The sequence below is a fragment of the Blautia sp. HCP3S3_C4 genome (genome assembly GCF_052064095.1).
Lineage (GTDB): Bacteria > Bacillota > Clostridia > Lachnospirales > Lachnospiraceae > Blautia_A.
Genome location: NZ_JBQHWF010000002.1, coordinates 1 through 14,978 on the forward strand (window position 1 = coordinate 1; position 14,978 = coordinate 14,978).

General features: G+C 41.2%; 13 protein-coding genes, 1 tRNA gene and 1 rRNA gene. 13 read left to right on the forward strand and 2 right to left on the reverse strand.

What is annotated here, in order from left to right; all coding sequences use genetic code 11:
* Both ACTNC6_RS01965 and ACTNC6_RS01970 read left to right on the forward strand, forming a co-directional pair.
* A 23S ribosomal RNA gene (locus ACTNC6_RS01965) occupies positions 1 to 167 on the forward strand; the annotation flags it as partial.
* Positions 168 to 426: 259 nt separating this feature from the next.
* Positions 427 to 497: transfer RNA gene (locus tag ACTNC6_RS01970), tRNA-Trp, on the forward strand.
* A gap of 105 nt (positions 498 to 602) precedes the next feature.
* On the opposite strand, the gene ACTNC6_RS01975 is transcribed toward ACTNC6_RS01970, so the two are convergent.
* The gene (locus tag ACTNC6_RS01975) at positions 603 to 1,928 is read right to left on the reverse strand and encodes an amidohydrolase (protein ID WP_173743469.1); all 1,326 of its coding nucleotides are present in this window, start codon (positions 1,926 to 1,928) and stop codon (positions 603 to 605) included.
* A 142-nt stretch (positions 1,929 to 2,070) separates the two neighbouring features.
* Positions 2,071 to 2,916 (reverse strand): polysaccharide deacetylase family protein, encoded by an 846-nt coding sequence (locus tag ACTNC6_RS01980; RefSeq protein ID WP_173743468.1) that lies wholly within the window; start codon positions 2,914 to 2,916, stop codon positions 2,071 to 2,073.
* 788 nt (positions 2,917 to 3,704) lie between these two features.
* On the opposite strand from ACTNC6_RS01980, the gene eno reads away from it, so the two are divergent.
* From eno to rseP, 11 genes are all read left to right on the forward strand, one after another.
* Complete coding sequence (gene eno / locus ACTNC6_RS01985) at positions 3,705 to 5,024, forward strand: phosphopyruvate hydratase (protein WP_173743467.1); 1,320 nt, start codon at positions 3,705 to 3,707, stop codon at positions 5,022 to 5,024.
* A gap of 140 nt (positions 5,025 to 5,164) precedes the next feature.
* Positions 5,165 to 5,401 (forward strand): preprotein translocase subunit SecG, encoded by a 237-nt coding sequence (gene secG, locus ACTNC6_RS01990; protein ID WP_441043086.1) that lies wholly within the window; start codon positions 5,165 to 5,167, stop codon positions 5,399 to 5,401.
* Positions 5,402 to 5,539: 138 nt separating this feature from the next.
* Positions 5,540 to 7,774, forward strand: coding sequence for a ribonuclease R (rnr, locus tag ACTNC6_RS01995; RefSeq protein WP_441035413.1), 2,235 nt, complete (start codon positions 5,540 to 5,542; stop codon positions 7,772 to 7,774).
* 24 nt (positions 7,775 to 7,798) lie between these two features.
* Positions 7,799 to 8,266, forward strand: a complete 468-nt coding sequence (gene smpB, locus ACTNC6_RS02000; protein ID WP_019161114.1) for an SsrA-binding protein SmpB — start codon at positions 7,799 to 7,801, stop codon at positions 8,264 to 8,266.
* A gap of 185 nt (positions 8,267 to 8,451) precedes the next feature.
* Complete coding sequence (locus ACTNC6_RS02005) at positions 8,452 to 9,501, forward strand: hypothetical protein (protein WP_441043087.1); 1,050 nt, start codon at positions 8,452 to 8,454, stop codon at positions 9,499 to 9,501.
* Positions 9,502 to 9,540: 39 nt separating this feature from the next.
* Complete coding sequence (gene pyrH, locus ACTNC6_RS02010; RefSeq protein ID WP_441035419.1) at positions 9,541 to 10,236, forward strand: UMP kinase; 696 nt, start codon at positions 9,541 to 9,543, stop codon at positions 10,234 to 10,236.
* 67 nt (positions 10,237 to 10,303) lie between these two features.
* The gene (gene frr / locus ACTNC6_RS02015; RefSeq protein ID WP_173743461.1) at positions 10,304 to 10,855 is read left to right on the forward strand and encodes a ribosome recycling factor; all 552 of its coding nucleotides are present in this window, start codon (positions 10,304 to 10,306) and stop codon (positions 10,853 to 10,855) included.
* Between the two features lie 71 nt (positions 10,856 to 10,926).
* Positions 10,927 to 11,679, forward strand: coding sequence for an isoprenyl transferase (locus tag ACTNC6_RS02020; RefSeq protein ID WP_279589620.1), 753 nt, complete (start codon positions 10,927 to 10,929; stop codon positions 11,677 to 11,679).
* Positions 11,680 to 12,474 carry a phosphatidate cytidylyltransferase gene (locus ACTNC6_RS02025; RefSeq protein ID WP_441035421.1) on the forward strand — a complete coding sequence of 265 codons (795 nt, stop codon included), beginning with the start codon at positions 11,680 to 11,682 and terminating at the stop codon, positions 12,472 to 12,474. It abuts the gene before it with no gap.
* Between the two features lie 48 nt (positions 12,475 to 12,522).
* On the forward strand, positions 12,523 to 13,665 hold the full coding sequence (gene dxr / locus ACTNC6_RS02030) for a 1-deoxy-D-xylulose-5-phosphate reductoisomerase (protein ID WP_441035423.1): 1,143 nt from the start codon (positions 12,523 to 12,525) through the stop codon (positions 13,663 to 13,665).
* Between the two features lies 1 nt (position 13,666).
* Positions 13,667 to 14,962, forward strand: a complete 1,296-nt coding sequence (gene rseP / locus ACTNC6_RS02035; protein WP_441043088.1) for an RIP metalloprotease RseP — start codon at positions 13,667 to 13,669, stop codon at positions 14,960 to 14,962.
* Positions 14,963 to 14,978: the final 16 nt, after the last annotated feature.

A 14,978-nucleotide genomic window follows, 5' to 3' on the forward strand; every position in this document is an offset into this window, starting at 1 on the left:
GGAAGGGATAAACGCTGAAGGCATCTAAGCGTGAAGCCCCCCTTAAGATGAGATATCCCATTCGAAAGAAGTAAACCCCCTTGAAGACGACGAGGTAGATAGGGCAGAGGTGGAAGTGTGGCAACACATGGAGCTGACTGTTACTAATCGGGTGAGGGCTTGACCAACTAGCCGAGGAAGCGGCAGGATGGAGCAGGAAGGATTCGGAGCAAGCTTGCTTGTGGAGAAGCATTCCTGATACAGACTGGACATTTGCGAAGCAAATGACACTGAGTGACGAAGTCACGAAGTGACCCCCGCGGAGTACAATACTCAATCGGCAACGCAGAAAGTTAATTCTCAAGGAAATGTCAACATGTATGTAGTTTTGAAAGTATATTAATTATTTGCATGTGGCTTTAACCAGTCACATGTATTATATTTTATAGGGGATTGGTCAAATGGTATGATAGGGGTCTCCAAAACCTTTGGTGGGAGTTCGATTCTCTCATCCCCTGCTAAAAAAACACCGGAAAGTCAATGAATACGGCTTTCCGGTGTTTTTTTATGTTATAGGAAATTACTCTGTAATGTTTCTATAACATAAAAAGATGTTGCGAAACCTACTGAAGCAGATCCAGCACAATTCCACAAAATGCTTTTACGCCATTTGCAAGAGCATCTTCGTGAAAATCAAATTTGTCATTATGAAGAGGTGCTGCACAGGGACTTAAATTTAAAAAATAACAGGATTGTCCGCCATGAGACTGGACACGTTGGGACATATAGTAATAATCTTCGCTTCCACCTACATCTGCAGAGGAAAGGTGAAGAATTTTCAGATGCATTTCCTTTTCACACACATTGGCCAGACGTTTCATGAGAGGTTCATCGTTTTTTCCGCTTATGGCGGATCCCATCTGTTTGAGTTTATAGGTGCAGCCATGCATTTGGGCGGCAGAGTGGATGATACGTTCTGCATAATTTTTCATATATTCATTTGCCTCAATTGAGGATCCACGTACTTCTAATTCTATATGTGCATGATCACAGATGATATTTCTGCCAGTTCCTGCTGTAGCTTTACCCACATTAATTCTGGTATCACCCTGACTGCATCTGGGAATGGCATGAAGATTTAAGATTGCTGTAGCCATAGAAAGCATGGCATTGTTTCCTGATTCTGGTGAAGCAGAAGCATGAGCACTTTTGCCATAGAATTCTGCATCAAATTTTGTGGTTGACATACTGTGACTTTTTCCCACTCCGATGGCGAATCCCTGCTGCTGGGGATGATTACACATGTGTGAGGCCAGAACATAATCTACATCATCTAGATGCCCGTTTTCTACAATAGCCTGGGCACCTCGGACCCCCTCTTCAGCCGGTTGAAAAATCAGTTTGATAGTTCCATGAAGTTCATGGCGGATTTCACTGAGAATTCTGGCAATGCCAAGTCCTATGGCTGTGTGTCCATCGTGACCGCAGGCATGCATGACACCATTATTTTGGGAACTAAATCCGTTCTTTGTGGGAAAATGTGTTTCTTCAGAACTTTCCTGTATGGGAAGAGCATCAATATCAAATCGAAGTGCTACAACAGGCCCGGAGCCGCAGCGTAAAATTCCGATTACACCGGTGAATCCCTTTTGGGTATCCGGAAGATATGTAAGATCTGTCCCCTCCTGATTAATAGTTTGTGTATAGTGTTCAGATAGACAGCTCTTATCAGGAATTCCCATTCGTGCATTTGCTTTACAGACTGCTTCGCCGGTCAGGATTTCATCAAAGTTAAATTTTTTTAAATAACCGGCAATAATGGAAGATGTGCGCATTTCCATCCATCCCGTTTCCGGATATTGGTGGAGGGTACGGCGGATTTTTTTTAATTCCGGTTGAAGCTGATCAGTTTTTATTAGTATTTGTTTGTATAAATCTGGAGTAATCATAAGAATTCCTTTCTATGATCTGATATAGGCGGTATTTTTATAGTCCTCAGAATAAAGACAGAAGGGCTGAATGATATAAGAGTTTATATATAAAAGATATAGCGGCTATCAAATCTTGTCAATAGTAGCCAGAAAGTATTTTTTATGCAATAAGTTCCTTCAGACTATGGAAGCTGTATCCCATCTGTTCCCATTTGCTCAGAAGTTCATCCAGAATCAGAGCATTGGTGGAGGAGGTACTGTGAAGAAGTACAATAGCTCCTGGATGAATTCGATTAGTTAGTTTTGTAATGGCTTCCTGAGGGTCCGGTTGATTATCCTGATACCAGTCTACATAGGCCAGACTCCAGAAAAAGGTGTGATATCCCAGTTCTTTTGCCATAGATAAGTTTAAAGTACTGTAGATTCCCTGAGGAGGACGATAAAACTTTATCATTTCTTTGCCGGTAACTTCTTTATATATAGCTTCCACATCGGATAGTTCCTTCTGAAAGGCTTCTTTTGTAGAAATTTTGGACATATTTGGATGAGTCATAGTGTGATTGCCTATGATATGTCCTTCTTTTTCCATTCGCTTGATCAGATCGGGATTTTGGGATAGAAAATTTCCTACCACAAAGAAAGTGGCTGGTACCTGATGCTTTTTTAAGGCATCCAGAATTGCAGAGGTATTACCGTTTTCATATCCTGCATCAAAGGTAAGATAGATATTTTTGCTATCAGTGTCCTGAACATAAAAAGCATTATATTGTTTTAATTCTTGTATGGAAGCATTCCCCAGAGGTTGCTTTCCTTTTTCCTGAAAGCTGAGCCCCCAGTTTCCGGAAGGATCAGAAGATACTGAGAGTGCTGTAATATCCGGAGAGATGATTTCGGAGGATGTGATTTTGGCAAGCAGGCGTCCTGTCAGGAAAGCTGCACAGAAAATCAATATAAGTTTCAGATATTTGCCGAATCTGCTGTGAAAAAGATATGTAAGATTCTTCATAGAAGAAACTCCAAAATAACTGGTATTGTTATTATATATGCGTGAAAAGAGTGAAAAATTCAAATAAAAAAGAGCCATCAGTTTCGTTTACTGTGGCTCTTTTTAAAATTGAATATCCAATGGTAAATACCTCTCTTTCTGATTATTACTTTACATTTTTCATTTTATAATTTATAAGATCAAAGACTCATATCCCATCGGTCTGTACCATCCTTTAAAATTTTGAAGATAAGGTAAATCGTTAAATTTTCATTGGTCCGTACCATCCTTCTGTGATTTTGAGATGAGGTAAATCATTATGGTTTCATTGGACTGTACCATCCTTCTGTAATTTTGAAATAGGGTAAATCGTTAATACTTCATTGGACTGTACCTTCTTTAAATTAATTAATAAGTTTCAGATATAAAACGTTATTGGATTTAAGGCTTTAAGTTCTTGGTGGTCTGTACCTGCCTTTCATAAATTATAAGAATTGATTTAAAATAAATTATGCTGGTGGTCTGTACCTCGCTTTCATATATTATAAATAAAATCTTATGTTTTCGGTGGTCTCACTCCTTTCAGCTTTTATTTTTTATCCCCTGTTGTTTTATGACTTTACTATATCAGATAACTCCAAATAAGTCAAGCATAAATTTGAAAAAATATAAAATAAAATACAAAAGACAAATAAGATGATGATAATTAAGAAATATTCTGAAAATACAAGCTCGTCAAAAACTGTATAGAAAAAAATATCCAGGAAAAACTATTTCTATAAAAGTCTAATTTTATAGGAGGTTCTAAAATGTTACGTTATCTGCCTGTAAGAAGGGTTCACGCAAGACAAGTACTGGATTCCAGAGGAAATCCTACAGTTGAAGTAGAAGTTACGGTAGGAGAAGGCGTAATAGGGATAAATGGATATACGGGGAGAGCTATGGTGCCCTCCGGAGCTTCCACAGGAAAATTTGAAGCAGTTGAACTGCGGGATGGAGAAAAAGGAAATTATGGAGGACTAAGTGTTCACAGAGCGGTGGAAAATGTAAACACAAGACTGGCAGAAGCAATTTTGGGAGAAAATGCTCTGAATCAGAGATTTATTGATCATAAGATCATTGAGACAGATGGAACGGATAATAAAAATAGTGTAGGAGCAAATGCTGCTCTGGGAGTATCTATGGCAGTGGCAAGGGCAGCGGCAGCAGCTTTGCGTATCCCTTTGTACCAGTATATGGGAGGATGTCATACAGGACGGATGCCGGTTCCTATGATGAATATTTTAAACGGGGGCAGGCATGCAGATAATACTGTGGATATGCAGGAATTCATGATTATGCCTGCAGGTGCTTCAAATATGGAAGAAGCGATCCGTATGTGTGGAGAAATTTATCAGTGTCTAAAAATCATACTGAAACAGAAAAAGCTTTCCACTGCAGTGGGAGATGAAGGCGGATTTGCCCCGGACCTGGAAGATTCTGAGAAAGTGCTGGAATTGATCATGGAGGCTGTGAAAAAGGCTGGATATGAGCCGGGAAAGGATATCTATATTGCTATTGATGCAGCTGCCAGTGAATTATATGATAAGGATAGAAATGCATATGTTTTCCCAGGTGAAAGTTTAATGAAAGGAAAAGAGATTTTGCGGGATTCAGAGCAAATGATCGAATATTATGAGAGACTTCTGGATCAGTTTCCTATTGTATCTATTGAAGACGGATTGGAAGAAGATGACTGGGAAGGATGGAAAAAACTTACGAAATATCTGGGCGCAAGGGTTCAGCTGGTGGGGGATGATCTGTTTGTGACGAATATTAAGCGTCTGTCCTGCGGAATCAGGCAGAAGGCAGCAAATGCAATTCTTGTGAAAGTAAATCAGATAGGGACTCTGTCTGAGGCTTTGGATGCAGTGGAAATGGCACAGAAATCAGGATATCGTGTGGTTATTTCACACAGATCAGGGGAGACGGAGGATTCCTTTATTGCAGATCTGGCAGTAGCCACAGGTGCAGGACAGATAAAAACAGGGGCACCCTGCAGATCTGACAGAAATGCAAAATATAATCAGCTTCTTCGTATTCACGAAGAACTGGGAGAATTGGAAATTTATGAGAATCCTTTTGTATAAACAGAGTAAGAGAAGGAAACCAGTAAGCAACTATCAGTAAACATGATAATACGGAAAATATTGAAAATTCAAGAATTGTAGTTGAAATCCGCTCTCAGCTATGTTAAAATATTTCCTAGTTGATTAGGAGGTGTAATGAAGTGAATGTTGTTAAGATTATTCTTGGTATTATTTTCTTAATAGATTGTATTGCTCTTACTATTGTAGTTCTGATGCAGGAGGGTAAGCAGCAGGGCCTTGGCGCTATTGCCGGAGCGGCAGAGACATACTGGGGCAAGAATAAGGGTCGTTCTATGGAGGGCGGACTTGTGAAGGCTACCATAGTTATGGGAATTTTGTTTTTCGTATTAGCTGTAGTGCTGAATATGCTTGGTTAATGAGAGAATGAAAATGCGGCTGTTGCAGTAAGCATATCCTTGTTTGGATGTGTGCTTATGCGGCAGCCATTTTTTTACTGTGAAAGTGCTGGAAAACAGCTGATTTTCAGATAGGATGAATAGATACAGAGGAGTAAAATGAACAGGAAAGACATAGATCGCAGAAAAAAATTTATTTTGGAGTTAATGGGGGATCCGGTTTATAAGCCTATGAGACTGCGCGAGCTGTCTTCCTTGCTGAGATTGTCCAGAGAAGAGAAAAGGGAATTGTTTGATGTTCTGGATAGTTTATGTGAGGATGGAAAAATAACTCAGGATAATAAGGGAAGATACTCCAGGATTACCGGAAAATGGAAAAAGAAAGAAAAGCATCTGAAAGGACATAAAGAAGATAACAGAAATTGCAAAGAGCGCAGAGAAAAAGAGGGTAAAGACAGGAAAAAACCAGAAGGGATGCAGGCAGAGGGAATCTTTATCGGACATCCGAAGGGGTTTGGCTTTGTGGAGATCGAAGGACAGGAAGAGGATATTTTTATTCCGGAGGAAAATACAGGTACTGCTGTGAACCAGGATAAAGTCCGGATTATCATTAAAGATGAACAGCGAGAGGGAAAACGCCGTGAGGGCATAGTAGTGGAAGTCCTGGAGAGAGGGATGGAGCAGATTGTAGGTACTTATCAGCTTAATAGAGATTTTGGCTTTGTGATCAGTGATAATCCCAAATTTTCAAAGGATATTTATATCTCAAGGAAAAATTCACTGGGAGCAAAAAATGGTGATAAGGTAATTGCCGTTGTAACAGATTACGGTTCTAAAAACAGAAAACCGGAAGGAAAGATCAAGGAAAATCTGGGAAATATCCGTACACCGGGGACTGACATTCTGGCAATTGTGAAAAGCTTTGGAATCCCCAGTGAATTTCCTGAAAAAGTAATAAAACAGGCGCAGAGAGTGCCGGATCATGTGCTTGATGCAGACCGCGACGGACGTCTGGATCTGACCCATCTGCAGACCGTAACTATTGACGGTGAGGATGCAAAGGATCTGGATGATGCTATTTCTCTCAGCAAGGAAGGGGAGATTTATCATCTGGGTGTGCATATTGCAGATGTAAGTAATTATGTACAGTACAATAGTGCTCTGGACAGAGAGGCATTAAAGAGAGGAACCAGTGTATATCTGGCAGACAGAGTTGTGCCAATGCTTCCGGAGAGACTTTCCAATGGGATCTGTTCGCTGAATCAGGGTGAGGACAGGCTTGCATTAAGTTGCCTTATGGATATTAATGCACAGGGAAAAGTGGTGGCTCATCAGATTGTGGAAACAGTGATCAATGTAGATGAGCGTATGTGCTATACAGATGTGAAAAATATTCTGGAGGATACAGATCAGAATGCAAAAAAACGCTATGAGAAGCTGCTTCCCATGTTTTTCCTGATGAAGGAATTATCAGAGAAACTGCGCAGCAGTCGTCATCACAGAGGTTCTATTGACTTTGATTTTCCAGAGAGTAAGATCATATTAAATGAGGCGGGAAAGGCAATTGATGTGAAGCCTTATGAAGCCAATGTAGCTACAAGGATTATAGAGGATTTTATGTTAATGGCTAATGAGACAGTGGCTCAGGAATACTGCACAGAAGAAATTCCGTTTGTATACAGAACCCATGACAATCCGGACCCCGAAAAGATAGAGAGTCTTCTGACTTTGCTTCATAATCAGGGGGTAAAGATCCAGAAGGCCAGAGAGGAAATCACTCCTAAGGAAATCCAGAATATTATAGAGAGCATTGAGGGACTTCCAAATGAACCGATGGTCAGTCGATTGGTGCTGCGTTCCATGAAGCAGGCAAAATATACCACAGAATGCAGTGGACATTTTGGCCTGGCAGCCAAATATTATTGCCATTTTACATCACCGATCAGAAGATATCCGGATCTTCAGATTCACAGGATCATTAAGGACAATCTCAGAGGAAGGCTGCTGCGCGAAGGCAGAACAGAGCATTACCGGGAAATATTGGATGAGGTGGCAAGACAGTCCAGTGTATGTGAGAGACGGGCTGATGAGGCGGAGAGAGAATCTGATAAACTGAAGAAAGCAGAGTATATGTCTTATCATATCGGAGAAAAATTTGAAGGAATCATTTCCGGAGTGACTGGATGGGGATTTTATGTGGAACTTGCCAATACTGTAGAGGGACTGGTTCATGTGAATACACTGAGGGATGATTATTATACTTTTGATCAGGAAAGCTATGAACTCAGGGGAGATATGACAAAAAAGGTGTATAAGCTAGGAGACAAGGTGTGTGTCCGAGTGGAGGATGCAGATAAGCTTCTTAAGACGGTGGATTTTGTGCTGGCAGACTAGCTGTGGAAAGGAAGAGATTGACAGATGGCTAAGACAAAAGGAATCAAGCTGATCGCAAATAATAAAAAAGCATTTCATGATTATTTTATAGAAGATACTTATGAGACAGGAATTGCACTGGCAGGAACAGAGGTGAAATCTCTGCGAATGGGAAAATGCAGTATCAAGGAGTCCTTTATCCGTGTAGAGAGAGGAGAAGTGTTTATCTATGGTATGCATATCAGTCCTTATGAGAAAGGAAATATTTTTAATAAGGATCCGTTGAGAGTGCGGAAACTTCTCCTTCACAGATATGAGATCAATAAGATTGAAGCGAAGCTGAAGGAAAAGGGATTGACGCTGGTTCCTCTGAAGGTTTATTTTAAAGATAGCCTGGTGAAGGTTGAGATAGGCGTGGCAAGAGGTAAGAAACTTTATGATAAGAGACAGGATATTGCGAAAAAAGACCAGAGAAGAGAGGCAGAACGCGATTTTAAAGTAAGAAATCTGTAGTAAGAAAACTTTTTGTTTGAGAGTAATGTCCGGCGAGGCAAATAGTTTGTTATGGAAAACAATAACTCTGAAAATTATATGAAATCAGAAGCACTTTGGTTGACAAGTTATAGAGACTCTGCAATAATAAGAAATTGAAATTCAGCTTTGAATCTGGATATTTCAGATACAGGAGGGAATATATTATGAAGAAACGATTTTTGATACTTGCAGGAGTACTGGCGCTGACAGTGGCAGTATCCGGCTGTGGAAAGAAAAAAGATACAGATGTGCAACCTGTTGCAGCAAGTGCTACTCCTACACCTGAGGTTACTAAGGCAGCAGAAATTGTGGATATGAAGCAGTCTACAGAGGAAGAGATTGCCAATATTATGGGCGAGGAATCAGCAACTGCTTCCAAAGTTATTTTTGTGAATAACATGGGAAGTGATATTTCTTCTGTTTATATCAGGAAACATGTGGAGGATGAGGATGATTCTGAGGATGATACCTGGGGTAGTGACCTGGTGGATGGAAAATTCACATTAAAGGATAAGGACAAAGCGTTGTATTATTTTTCACCGAATGCAACGGAAGATAGCACTAAGAGTACTGCTTCTTATGATATTCGTGTGGGATTTACTGATGAAGATAAGAATGAGTGCTTTTTCAGGGACATTCCTCTGGGTACTATTTCACAGATCACTCTCTGTATGAGTGGCACAGATGAGGATGCTATTCCTTATGCAAAATATCTGACAGGAAGTACCAAGCGGGAAATTTCAACTTTAAATGATGTAAAGAAGCGTCTGGGAATGACCGATGATTCTGATTCCACGGATGATCAGAACACCAATTCAGATAGCAGTGATGATTCTTCACAGAACACAGATTCTGATTCAAATAGTGATGCAGATAACAGCAGCAGTACAGATGACAACAACAGTGGAAACAACAGTAACAGTGGAGATGATAATAACAGCGGAGATGACAATAACGGAGGAGATGATAATAACAGCGGAGATGACAATAACGGAGGCGATGATAATAGCGGTGGAGATGATATGATTTCTACTGCAGAGCAGTATGTGGGCCAGTCTATTGATGCACTGCAGAGTGCTTGTGGCTCTCCTCAGGGCAGCAGTTATGAGACAGATCCTGAAACCGGAAAGACAGGCTTCTATTATTACAGTAATTTTACAGTTTCTACCACAGTTGATGAAAATGGTAATGAAATTGTTGCTAAGATATGGTAAAATAAAAGTATCATAAAATGAACTTTAGGAGAAAACAATATGAAGCGTGTATTATTAAAATTGAGCGGGGAAGCTCTTGCCGGTGAAAAAAAAACAGGATTTGATGAGGCTACAGTTATTGAGGTTGCCAAACAGATCCGTGAGATTTCCAAAGAAGGTCTGGAAATCGGGATTGTGATCGGTGGCGGAAATTTCTGGAGAGGACGTACCAGCGAGACAATCGACAGAAATAAGGCAGACCAGATCGGAATGCTTGCTACAGTGATGAATTGCATTTATGTGTCAGATATCTGCAGATACCTGGGAATGAAGACACAGATTTATACACCGTTTGTCTGTGGTGCATTTACAGATCTGTATTCAAAAGATGCAGTGGAGGAGAGCTTTGCACAGGGTAAGATCGTATTCTTTGCAGGCGGAACAGGACATCCGTATTTCTCCACAGATACAGCAACAGTTCTTCGCGCAGTGGAGATTGAGGCAGAGGCGATTCTTCTGGCAAAAGCAGTAGATGGAATTTATGACAGTGATCCTAAGACCAATCCCAATGCAGTGAAATATGATGAGATTTCCATTGAAGAAGTGGTAGCCCAAAAGCTGGCAGCTATGGATCTGACAGCCTCCATTATGTGTATGGAGCAGAAAATGCCAATGCTGGTATTTGCACTGGATGAGAAGGACAGTATTATTAATACAGTTCACGGCAAATTTACAGGTACAAAGGTAACTGTCTGATCCGAAAGGATGGGAATGCAGATCAGTTAGACAATTTATAAAACAACAGGAGAAGGAGACAAACCTAATGGATGAAAGAATTCAGAAATATGAAGAAAAAATGAAAAAGACACTGACGAATCTTGAGAGCGAGCTGGCAACAATTCGTGCAGGAAGGGCAAATCCCCATATTCTCGATAAACTGACTGTAGATTATTATGGAGCACCTACACCTCTGCAACAGGTGGCGAATGTGACAGTTCCGGAGGCACGTATGATTCAGATCCAGCCTTGGGAATCCAGCCTGATCAAAGGAATTGAAAAAGCAATTCTTGTATCTGATCTGGGACTGAATCCCAGTAACGATGGTAAAGTGATCCGTCTTGTTTTCCCAGAGCTTACAGAGGAACGCCGTAAGGAACTGGTAAAGGATGTTAAGAAGAAGGGTGAGGCTGCCAAGGTTGCAGTCCGCAATATCCGTCGTGATGCCAATGATGCATATAAGAAGCTTGCAAAACAGGATGTATCTGAGGATGAGATCAAGGAGCTGGAAGATAAGATCCAGAAGAGCACTGATAAATATATTAAAGAGGTTGATGCAGCGGTAGATGCCAAGAGCAAAGAAATCATGACTGTATAAAAAGTAAAGGGAGCTCCATTATGCGGGCTCTCTTTTAAGCTTGCAGATGGTGTCTGCGAGAGCAGCATGGTTTGTACACAGCATATAATGAACATAAGAAACGAGGAAAAAATATGAATGTACCGAATCATATAGCCATTATACTGGATGGTAACGGACGTTGGGCGAAAGCAAAAGGGATGCCCAGAAGCTATGGACATATGAAGGGCTGCGCTAATCTGGAAACAGTCTGTGATTATATGAAAGAGCTGGGAGTAAAATATGTTACAGTTTATGCGTTTTCAACAGAGAACTGGAAACGGTCCAAAGAAGAAGTGGATGGTCTGATGAAGCTGTTCCGCAGTTATCTCAAGAAATGCATTAAACTTGCTGATAAGAATAAAATGCGTGTTCGTGTAATTGGAGAAATTTCAGCATTTGATCAGGATATTCAAGACAGCATTGAAAAACTGGAGGAGTATTCACAAAAATATGATGAAATTTATTTCCAGATTGCATTGAACTACGGAAGCAGAGATGAGATTATCCGGGGAGTGCGAAAGCTTGCTCAGGATGCAGCTGATGGCAGGATAAATCCCCAGGAAATAGATGAAAAAGTATTCGGAAATTATCTTGATACAGCAGGAATTCCTGATCCTGACCTTATGATCCGCACCAGTGGGGAGCTTCGCCTTTCCAATTTTCTGTTATGGCAGATGGCATATACAGAGTTTTATTTTACAGACGTGGCATGGCCTGATTTTAATAAAGCAGAGCTGGTGAAGGCAATTGAAAAGTATAATCAGAGAGACAGAAGATACGGTGGAGTGAAGGAGGAAGCATAAATGTTTAAGACAAGACTCTTAAGTGGAATCCTGCTGGTGATCATTGCGCTTGCAACAATTATCAGTGGTGGATATATACTGTTTTTTACTTTGCTTGCAGTTTCTCTGATCGGTATGTCAGAATTGTACAAGGCAATGAATGTGCAGAATGAAAAGAATTATTTGCTGGCTGCGGCCGGATATGCAGGAGCAGTCTTGTATTATGCTGCTGTTTTGCTCGATTTTCAGAGATACGGTGTGCTGGCAATTATTTTTGGCCTGGTATTGATCATGTTTGTGTATGTGTTTACTTATCCGGAGTATGAGGCAAAGCAGGTTATGCCGACATTGTTTGGAATTGTTTATGTGGCAGTAATGCTGTCATTCATTTATCTGACCAGATGTCTGCCTGGAGGAAAATTCCATGTATGGCTGATCTTTTTGTGTTCCTGGGGGTGTGATACCTGCGCTTATTGTGTGGGAATGCTTATTGGAAAACATAAAATGGCACCTGTGCTCAGTCCGAAAAAATCTATAGAAGGAGCAGTGGGGGGTGTGGCAGGAGCTACACTTCTGGGTGTAGCCTATGCTGCGGCAACTCAGGGACCAATGGTTCAATATGCAGTTATCTGTGCAGTGGGAGCATTGATCTCCATGGTAGGAGACCTGGCAGCATCTGCAATTAAAAGAAACCAGGGAATTAAAGATTATGGAAAATTAATTCCCGGACATGGAGGAATACTGGATCGTTTTGACAGTGTGATTTTTATAGCTCCTGTAATTTACTTTTTGTCACTGATTATGATCACAGCGTAGGATCGTGAATATCCATTTGATAATATAGTTATAACAGAAGGGATCAAGATGAAAAAAATAGCAATTTTAGGTTCTACCGGTTCTATTGGAACTCAGACCCTGGATGTAGTCCGGGCGAATGATGATCTGGAGATTGTGGGACTTTCAGCAGGAAATAATATTGATAAACTGGAAGAGCAGATCCGTGAATTTCATCCCAGACTGGCAGCTGTCTGGAATGAAGATGCAGCCCGAGATCTGGCAGTAAGAGTACAGGATCTGGATGTGAAAATTGTAAGCAGTATGGATGGCTTGCTGGAACTGGCAAGAATGGAGGAAGCAGATATTCTGGTGACTGCTATTGTGGGAATGATCGGGATCAGACCGACTATGGAGGCAATCAGGGCAGGTAAGGATATTGCTTTGGCAAATAAGGAAACACTGGTGACTGCCGGACATCTGATCATGCCACTGGCCAGAAAAATGAATGTTCAGATCCTTCCGGTGGACAGTGAACACAGTGCTGTTTTTCAGGCAATTCACGGAGAGAAAAAGGAACAGATTCATAAACTTCTGATCACAGCATCCGGAGGTCCTTTCAGGGGAAGGAAAACAGCAGAACTGAGTAAGGTTACGCTGGAAGATACGCTGAAGCATCCAAACTGGGTGATGGGACAGAAAATCACGGTAGATTCTGCAACTTTGGTAAATAAAGGGCTTGAAGTGATGGAGGCCAGATGGCTTTTTGATGTGGACCTGGATCATATTCAGGTAGTAGTTCAGCCTCAAAGTATTATCCACTCTATGGTGGAATTTGAGGATGGAGCTGTAATAGCTCAGCTGGGAACACCAGATATGAGGCTGCCTATTCAGTATGCACTGTGTTATCCGGATCGAAGATACCTGGCAGGGGACAGACTGGATTTCAGAACTCTGAAGCAGATTACTTTTGAAGAACCGGATATGGAGACATTTCAGGGACTTCCGATGGCAATAGAAGCTGCAAGGAAAGGCGGAAGTATGCCTACTGTATTCAATGCTGCCAATGAACTGGCGGTAAAGAAATTCCTGCAGAGAAAAATAGGATTTCTGGATATATATGATATTATCGGGCAGTCTATGGAGAGACATACCCTGGTGAGAGAGCCGGATTTGGATCAGATCCTGGAGATTGAGAAGGAAACCTATCAGTGGATCGAAAGCAGGTGGTAATTTGAAAATAATTATTGCAATTATTATATTTAGTGGTATTATCCTTTTTCATGAGTTAGGGCATTTTCTTCTGGCAAAGAAAAATGGAATCATTGTAACAGAATTTTCCCTGGGAATGGGTCCAAGACTTTTGAGTAGGGAATACAAAGGAACCAGATATTCTCTCAAGCTTTTGCCTATAGGTGGTTCCTGCGCAATGCTTGGGGAGGATACGGATGAAGAGGATGTATCTGGAAGTTTTAATAATGCATCTGTGTGGGGCAGGATTGCAGTTGTGGCTGCAGGTCCCGTGTTTAATTTTATACTGGCATTTGTACTGTCTGTGATTATTGTGGGAGTAGTAGGCTATGAACCATCTACAGTCCTTTCTGTAAAGGAGGGATCCGCAGCAGAAGCGGCAGGATTGAAAAAAGGAGATGTGATCACCAGTTATCAGGGATACCATATTGATCTGGGGAAAGATCTTTATGTATATTCTTATATGAATGAATTAAAAGCAGGGGATACTGTAAATCTGACAGTAAAGCGTGATGGCGAAAAGAAGGAAATTTCCTATAAGGCTGACACGAATGTGAGATATCTGCTGGGATGCAATTTTACGGGAGATGACAGTGCGCCTATGACAGTGGAATCTGTAATGGCTGGAATGCCATTGGAGGAGGCTGGCGTACAGGCGGGAGATGTGATTACTTCTATTAATGGCGTAAGGATCAGTACCAGCCAGGAATATCAGGATTATATCAGGGAACATCCGCTGGATGGCAGTCCGGTGAAGATTACCTGGAAACATGAAGGGCTGGAATATGATGATACAATCACCCCGAAGGAATACAGGACAGCGGATTCAGGATTTTCTTATAATATATACTGTGAGAAGGCAAAGGGTCTGGACGTGATCCGTTACGGGGCAGTTGAGGTGAAATATATGATCCGTACCACCATTCTCAGCCTTAAGGAATTGTGCAGCGGAAAGTTTGGCCTGAAGGATCTGAGTGGGCCTGTAGGGGTGGTAGATGCAATTGGTACTACTTATGAGGAAAGCAGAAGTGAGGGAAGCGTGATGCTGTGGATGAACCTTTTAAATATGGCAGTTCTTCTCTCTGCCAATCTGGGTGTAATGAATCTGCTTCCTTTTCCGGCGCTTGACGGTGGCAGGCTGGTATTTCTCGTCATTGAGGCAATCCGCAGAAAACCTGTCAACAGACGAATCGAGGGAACAATACATTTTGCCGGACTTATGCTTTTAATGGTACTGATGGTTGTGGTAATGTATAATGATATTGTAAGGATATTCTAAGCTGGATGCAAAGTGG

Bases quoted from the DNA above. Each gene is read 5' to 3' on its own strand.
- ACTNC6_RS01975 (WP_173743469.1), bottom strand. From the start codon at position 1,928: ATGATTACTCCAGATTTATACAAACAAATACTAATAAAAACTGATCAG.
- ACTNC6_RS01980 (WP_173743468.1), bottom strand. From the start codon at position 2,916: ATGAAGAATCTTACATATCTTTTTCACAGCAGATTCGGCAAATATCTG.
- eno (WP_173743467.1), top strand. From the start codon at position 3,705: ATGTTACGTTATCTGCCTGTAAGAAGGGTTCACGCAAGACAAGTACTG.
- rnr (WP_441035413.1), top strand. From the start codon at position 5,540: ATGAACAGGAAAGACATAGATCGCAGAAAAAAATTTATTTTGGAGTTA.
- smpB (WP_019161114.1), top strand. From the start codon at position 7,799: ATGGCTAAGACAAAAGGAATCAAGCTGATCGCAAATAATAAAAAAGCA.
- ACTNC6_RS02005 (WP_441043087.1), top strand. From the start codon at position 8,452: ATGAAGAAACGATTTTTGATACTTGCAGGAGTACTGGCGCTGACAGTG.
- pyrH (WP_441035419.1), top strand. From the start codon at position 9,541: ATGAAGCGTGTATTATTAAAATTGAGCGGGGAAGCTCTTGCCGGTGAA.
- frr (WP_173743461.1), top strand. From the start codon at position 10,304: ATGGATGAAAGAATTCAGAAATATGAAGAAAAAATGAAAAAGACACTG.
- ACTNC6_RS02025 (WP_441035421.1), top strand. From the start codon at position 11,680: ATGTTTAAGACAAGACTCTTAAGTGGAATCCTGCTGGTGATCATTGCG.
- dxr (WP_441035423.1), top strand. From the start codon at position 12,523: ATGAAAAAAATAGCAATTTTAGGTTCTACCGGTTCTATTGGAACTCAG.